The organism is Pseudomonas yamanorum (assembly GCF_013386765.1).
In the GTDB taxonomy this organism is placed as follows: Bacteria; Pseudomonadota; Gammaproteobacteria; order Pseudomonadales; family Pseudomonadaceae; genus Aquipseudomonas; species Aquipseudomonas yamanorum_A.
This window is the reverse complement of sequence record NZ_JACARE010000022.1, coordinates 114,473-120,824: the sequence shown is the minus strand read 5'-3', so window position 1 is coordinate 120,824 and position 6,352 is coordinate 114,473. Positions and strand designations below refer to the sequence as shown.

The window sequence follows — 6,352 nt, the reverse complement described above, 5'->3', positions numbered from 1 at the left end:
GCCTAGGCGAGGTGCCGACAGGCGGGGCAGAGCGTTTTGGTTACTTTGCCGCTTTTGCAAAGTGACTCGCTGTAAGAGCGAAACCATAAGTGGCCGTTACCTAAATAACGGATATGCACCCAAAACCACCTCACCACCCCAACGACTTAAACAGTCCGAGCACGCCATCCAGTGTCGGCAAAATCGCATCCGGCCGGTAGTCAGGCAGCAATGTGCGACCCGTTCCCCGATCAATCCAGACACACCGAAATCCAATATCCCGCGCCGCCGCGTGGTCCAGGTGCGGGCTGGCGCAAATATGCACCACCTGCTCAAGACTCACCCCCAACTGCTCATGAGCATAGTCAAACAACCGCCGATCCGGCTTGTACGCCCCGGCCTGCTGGGCCGTGATCACCCGGTCAATGGTCCCGCCCAGTTGGGCAACATTGCCGGCAATCACATCGTCATCAGTGTTGGAGACAATACACAGCTTGTAGCCCATGGCCTTAAGTTGCTTGAGCGTCTTGACCACTTCCGGGAACGGCGGCATCGCACTGATGCGGTCCGTCAGGATCGCAGCGTCGTGCTCATCGGCTGGCAAACCCAACTCCTGCAGCGCCTGCTGCAACGCAAGCCCCGCCAACGTCCGAAAGCTGCGATGCGGCGGAGTTTGCTCCAGCGCATGTTCATGGCGGTCATACACGCTGATCAACGTCTCGGTATCGACCCTGTGCGCGCCCTTGGCGGTGAGGATCTGATCGATTGCCGCACGCAAGCCCTCATCCCACTGGATCAACGTACCGTAGCAGTCAAAGGTCAGCCAGAGCGGGCGAGGGGAGTGTTCAAGGGACATGGGGCACCTGTTCAGGGAAGTCAGTGATGAGTGAAGCATAGGAACCGTACCCGTCAGTTGGAAATCAAATTAACCTCTTCAGCTCAGTTGAATTACTGGTCAGCGGCAACGAACGCCTGAGCCCGACGCACCAAGGCCTGATCGAATTCCTGCGCGAAGAGATTTCACTGCCACACACTGGTGCATCCCATTGATTGCATGCAGCTTTTTGTGGCGAGGGAGCTTGCTCCCGTTGGGCTGCGCAGCGGCCCCGGCAGCCTAATCAATAGCAAGCTAGCTAATTGGCGTGTTAATTGCCTTGAGTTATGGCAATTAGACATCACTCCCGGAGTCCGCCATGAGCAGCCTGTCGAGCAGCACGATGCAGTTATCTTCCGCCGAAAAAAGCTGGCTGCCCTGGTGGGGCAAGACCGGCAAGTTCGCCATGGGCTGGTCCTGCCGCCTCAACCGCAGCGTGTACCCGGTGATGGAGCAAACTTTCGAAGCCATCGCCGAAACCCGGGTCAAACTCCTGCAAACCTGGACCCGCGAACAGTGGGAACACCTCAGCGAACTGGCCAGCGTGCTCACCCGCGACACCGTGCTCACCGACAACAGCCTGCTGCTGGACAAACTGCAACAGGCTGGCGACTTTTCCGAACTGTTTATCGTCGACCTCAAGGGCGAGGTGCTGGCCACCACCTGGAACCAGGCCGGTCACCGCGCCCTGAATCATCAAGCCCTGGCCGCCGGTCTCAAGGCGCCGTTTCTCCACGGTCCCTACAGCGACCCGCTGACCCTGCAGATAGGCCCTTCGTCCTCGCGCTTCCATGACGAAGTGACCCTGATGTTCTACCAACCGTTGACCCGTGACGGCAGGGTGCTCGGTTGCCTGTGCGGGCGAGTGCCCAACGACATCCTCGGGGATTTGATCCAGCGCGAGGCCGGGCATATTTTTCCCGAGTCCGGCGACAACTACCTGTTCATGGTGCAATCGCGCTTCGACCCGGCGCTTCAACCCGGTATCGCGCTGTCCCGATCACGCTTCGAGGACGGCGCCTTTACCCACGGCGAAAACCTCAAGAGCGGCGTGCACACACCGTGGAAAACCGTGCAGATCCAGCGCCACACCGAACTGGAACTGCGCTTTATCGACCCGGCCACCCAACAACTGCACCCCGGCGTGCGCGAGACCATCCGCAAGGGCTCGAACCTGTTTGTCACCTATCCCGGCTACTCCGACTACCGCCACATCCCGGTGGTGGGCAAGGGCGTGACCTTTGAACTGCCGGGCTCGCCGGACCGCTGGGGCATGATGTGCGAGGCCGACCTGGAAGAGGTTTACCGTCGGCGTTCCCTGAGCCACGGCCTGATGAAACCCTATCTGGCGACCATGGCCGGTCTGTTTGCCTGCAATTTCCTGGTCCGCCACTACAGCGGCTTGCCCGCCGCCTGGACCGATGCGTGCGAAGTATTGAGCATGGTCGTGGCGGCCATGCTGTTCAGCCGCCTGGGGCCCAGGCGCCTGGCCGCACGCCTGAATGAAATGACCGAAGTGATCCGCACCATCGCCGAAGGCGAAGGCAACCTGCGCCAGCGCCTGGACAGCGGGCGCATGGTCAACGACGAGACCGGCGACATGAGCCGCTGGATCAACAGCTTTATCGACCGCCTGGACTCGGTAGTGGGCCAGGTGGTCAAGGCCAGTCACAGCGTTGGCAACACCAACCAGTTGATGCTGGGCCGCAGCGAGGCTGCCGGGTTGATGTCCCATGAAGTGGCCGACGCCACCCACCGCATGATGATCATCGTCGAAGAGCAACTGGGGGAAATCCAGCAAGCCTCGGTGAGCGCCGAGCAGATGAAGCAGGCCATGGACGAAGTGGTCAGCCGGGCCCGCGAGCAATTTCTCGCGGTACAGGTCGGTACCCAGTCGATTCGCGATGTGGTGCAGCGCTCCGCCGAAAGCGTGCAGTTACTCGACAGCCGTATGTCGCAGATCAGCAACATCACCGGGTTGATCAGTGACATCACCAACCAGACCAACCTGCTGGCCTTAAACGCGGCGATCGAAGCGGCGAGGGCCGGTGAGCATGGCCGCGGCTTTGCGGTGGTGGCCGACGAAGTTCGCACCCTGGCGTCACGTACCTCCAAGGCAGCCGAAGACATTCGCCAGATGGTCGAAGGCCTGCAGGGTGAGACCCGCAAGGCCGTCGGTTTCATGGAAAACGGCGTCACCAATGTGGACAGCAGCCTGCGCCTGGCCGAGGACGCGTCTTCGGAAAACGTGCACCTGCACCAGGCGGTGGAGAGCATGTTCAGCATCATCCAGCAGCTCAACGCCCGCAGCCTGGACTATGGCAAGACCATCAAGCAGGTCAGCCATTCTTCAGAGCAGATGCGCCTGACCGTGGGGGTCTTGCAAACCAGCGCGGAAACCGTGCGGGTCAATGCCAGCAAGTTGCAGAAGCTGGTGGGCCTGTTCGAGGTCAGTGAGGCGGCGGCCTGACCAGGCCGCGTTTCTCCAGCAACAGCCGCTCCAGCTCCTGCATCGGCAACGGGCGGCTGAACAGATACCCCTGGATCTGATCGCAGCCGGCGTGCCGCAGGAACTCCAGTTGCGCCTGGGTTTCCACGCCTTCGGCCACTACCCGCAGGTTCAAACTGTGGGCCAGTTCGATAATGGTGCGGGTGATCGCGGCATCCTGGGGGTTGCTGGTGACTTCGCGGATAAACGCAATGTCGATCTTCAGCGTGTCGATGGGAAACCGCCGCAAGTAAGCCAGGCTCGAATAACCGGTGCCGAAGTCGTCGATGGAAATCTTCACCCCCATCGCCCGCAACCGCTGCAGGCTGGTGATGGTGTGCTGGGTGTTTTCCATCAGCGAGCCTTCGGTAAGCTCGACTTCCAGCCAGTGGGGCTCAACCCCGTGTTCCACCAGGAAACGACCGATATCGGCGATCAGGTCGCCCTCGATCAATTGATGCCCCGACACGTTCACCGACACCTCGACCGCCCCCACGGTGCCACGCTGCCACACCGCAATCTGCTGGCAAACGTGATCGATCACCCAGCGCCCAACCGTCACGATCAGCCCCAGGCTTTCCAGGATCGGCACAAACACGGCCGGCGAGACCGCGCCGTAACCCGGTCGTACCCAGCGCAACAGCGCTTCAAGGGCACACACCTGGCCGCTGGCCAACTCGACCTTGGGTTGGTAATGCAGGGTGAACTCGTTGCGTTCAACCGCCAGGCGCAACGCCTGTTCCAGGTCCAGGCGGGCCAAATCATGAACGTTCATCTGCGCCGTTTCCGTGCTGCGTTGCTGCAGTTGCTGCTCAAGCATCAGGCTATGGTTTTTCAACTGGTCGCCGTGGGCCTTGAGCCGCAGCAGGTTGCGCACCCGCAGCCACAATTCGACCCGTTCCACCGGCTTGCTGATGAATTCTTCGGCGCCGGTTTCCAGGCCGGTCAGCCGTGCACTGGGTTCACTCAGGGCCGAGAGCATGATGATCGGGATGTTCGCCGTGGCCGGGCTGCCCTTGAGCTGGTTGGCCACTTCATACCCGTCCATGCCCGGCATCATGATGTCCAGCAGGATCAAGTCCGGCGGCCGCTGCGCCACCAGCCGCAAGGCTTCTTCGCCACTGGCGGCACTGACTGTCTGGTAACCCTCGTGACGCAGCAGGGTTTCCAGCAGTTTGCGTACCTGGATTTCATCGTCAACGATCAACAGCGTTGCGGGTTGGCTGGCCATGGAGAGGACTCAAGTCGGAGGAGTAGTGTTCTTTTGCAGCAGCGTATCAATCACCTGGTACAGCTCTTTGTAGCGTAGCGGCTTGATGATGTACGCGTCGCAGCCGGCCCGCAGGGTTTTGTCGCGGTCTTCCTTCATCGCCATGGCAGTCAGGGCGATTACCGGGATGTGCGCGGTGTGCGGGTCTTGCTTAAGCAAGGAGGTGGCTGCCAGGCCATCCATGCCGGGCAGCTGGATGTCCATCAGGATCAGCGCCGGTTGTTTTTCCCGGGCCAGGGTCAGCCCGGTCTCGGCATCGGCCGCCCACAACACGCTGTGGCCGGCGTTCACCAGCAGCAGGCGGGCGAGGCGCATATTGGCCTCGTTGTCTTCGACGATCAGGATTTCGGCCACGAGACCTCCGTATCCGCTGCGCGATGCAGCGGCAGCCACACCACAAAGCGCGCGCCTTCGCCCTCACGGCTGGCCACGGCGACGCTGCCACCGTGCAAGTCGGTCAGTTGCTTGACCATCGCCAGGCCCAGGCCCGTGCCTTCGAATTTGCGCGCCAGGCTGCTGTCGATCTGGCTGAAAGCCTTGAACAGCTTGCTCATGTCGTCGCGGGCAATACCGATGCCGGTGTCGCTGACACTCAGCTCCAAAAACTGCTGATGCTCGCTGGGCTGCAGGGCAAAGCCGTGGGTAGGCCAGTCACCGGGTATCTGCCCCACTTGTGCACGATCGACCTCGCGCACCGACAAGGTCACGGAGCCGCCGTGCTCGCTGAACTTCACCGCATTGGCCAGCAGGTTGTAGATGATTTGCTTGGTCTTGCGCAGGTCCAGTTCCAGGGTGCCGAAGTCATCCGGGCTTTCGAGCTTCAACTGGATGCGTTGCAGGGCGGCCTTTTCCCGCACGATCAGCAGGCTGTTGGCCAACAAACCCGCCAATTCCACGGCTTCCAGCTCCAGGTCCATCATTCCGGCCTCGACCTTGGACAGGTCGAGGATGTCGTTGATCAGCGACAGCAAGTGTTGGCCGCTGGTGAAGATGTCGCCGATGTATTCGCGCTGGATATCGCTCATGTCGCCCACCAGGCCGTCCTTGAGCGCCTCGGAAAAACCGATCACCGCATTCAGCGGCGTGCGCAGCTCGTGGGACATGGTGGCGAGGAACTCGGACTTCATGTGGCTGGCGTGTTCCAGTTCCAGGTTCTTTTCTTCCAGGGCGCGCTCGAAGCCTTTGCGTTCCGCCTCTTCCTGCTTGCGCGCAGTGTTGTCGGTGCCGATCAGCAGGTAGCCGATGATCGCGTCGTTCTTATTGCGAAGGGCCGTCACCGAGACCATGGCCGACAGGCGACTGTTGTCCTTGCGGATATAGGTCAGTTCGTAAATGTCTTCGATGCCCCGGGACGCCTTGAACACCAGGGCTTCAAAGCCGGGGGTGATCGGCGTGTCGAGTTCCAGGCTGAGGGCGGCGGCGCGGGTGATCAGTTCGGCGGGGTCGGAAATGTCGGCCGGGGTGACGCGGTTCAGCACGTCGGCAGCGGCATAGCCAAGCATGCGTTCGGCGCCAACGTTAAAAATCTGGATCACGCCTTTTTCGTCGGTGGCGATGCTGGAGAAATAGGCGCTGTTGAAGATCGCGTCTTGCAGGGCACCGGTCTTGAGCAGGGTTTTCTGGCGTTTGAATTCGACGATTTTTTCGGCCCGGGATTGGGGTTCGGGCGAGTTATCGGGAGCAGGTTTTTCCATCGCGGGGCGTTCCGTGGACTTCAGGCCCGACGCTGCCACTGGCAGCG

5 protein-coding genes are annotated in these 6,352 nt (G+C 61.1%); 1 reads left to right on the top strand and 4 read right to left on the bottom strand.

Annotated features, from left to right (window positions below; translation table 11 throughout):
* Positions 1-130 precede the first annotated feature (130 nt).
* Positions 131-835, bottom strand: coding sequence for a haloacid dehalogenase type II (locus HX875_RS18550; RefSeq protein ID WP_177044337.1), 705 nt, complete (start codon positions 833-835; stop codon positions 131-133).
* 337 nt (positions 836-1,172) lie between these two features.
* Here HX875_RS18550 and HX875_RS18545 point away from each other — a divergent pair, with 337 nt between their 5' ends.
* The gene (locus tag HX875_RS18545; RefSeq protein WP_177044329.1) at positions 1,173-3,323 is read left to right on the top strand and encodes a methyl-accepting chemotaxis protein; all 2,151 of its coding nucleotides are present in this window, start codon (positions 1,173-1,175) and stop codon (positions 3,321-3,323) included.
* On the opposite strand, the gene HX875_RS18540 is transcribed toward HX875_RS18545, so the two are convergent.
* From HX875_RS18540 to HX875_RS18530, 3 genes are read right to left on the bottom strand one after another with little or no spacing between them, the layout of a single operon-like run.
* Complete coding sequence (locus HX875_RS18540) at positions 3,304-4,572, bottom strand: EAL domain-containing response regulator (protein WP_177044328.1); 1,269 nt, start codon at positions 4,570-4,572, stop codon at positions 3,304-3,306. The genes HX875_RS18545 and HX875_RS18540 overlap by 20 nt on opposite strands.
* Before the next feature lie 9 nt (positions 4,573-4,581).
* On the bottom strand, positions 4,582-4,965 hold the full coding sequence (locus tag HX875_RS18535; protein WP_177044327.1) for a response regulator: 384 nt from the start codon (positions 4,963-4,965) through the stop codon (positions 4,582-4,584).
* Positions 4,950-6,305 (bottom strand): sensor histidine kinase, encoded by a 1,356-nt coding sequence (locus HX875_RS18530; protein WP_177044326.1) that lies wholly within the window; start codon positions 6,303-6,305, stop codon positions 4,950-4,952. Before HX875_RS18530 ends, HX875_RS18535 begins: the two co-directional genes overlap by 16 nt.
* Between the last annotated feature and the right edge of the window lie 47 nt (positions 6,306-6,352).

Bases quoted from the DNA above. Each gene is read 5' to 3' on its own strand.
- HX875_RS18550 (WP_177044337.1), bottom strand. From the start codon at position 835: ATGTCCCTTGAACACTCCCCTCGCCCGCTCTGGCTGACCTTTGACTGC.
- HX875_RS18545 (WP_177044329.1), top strand. From the start codon at position 1,173: ATGAGCAGCCTGTCGAGCAGCACGATGCAGTTATCTTCCGCCGAAAAA.
- HX875_RS18540 (WP_177044328.1), bottom strand. From the start codon at position 4,572: ATGGCCAGCCAACCCGCAACGCTGTTGATCGTTGACGATGAAATCCAG.
- HX875_RS18530 (WP_177044326.1), bottom strand. From the start codon at position 6,305: ATGGAAAAACCTGCTCCCGATAACTCGCCCGAACCCCAATCCCGGGCC.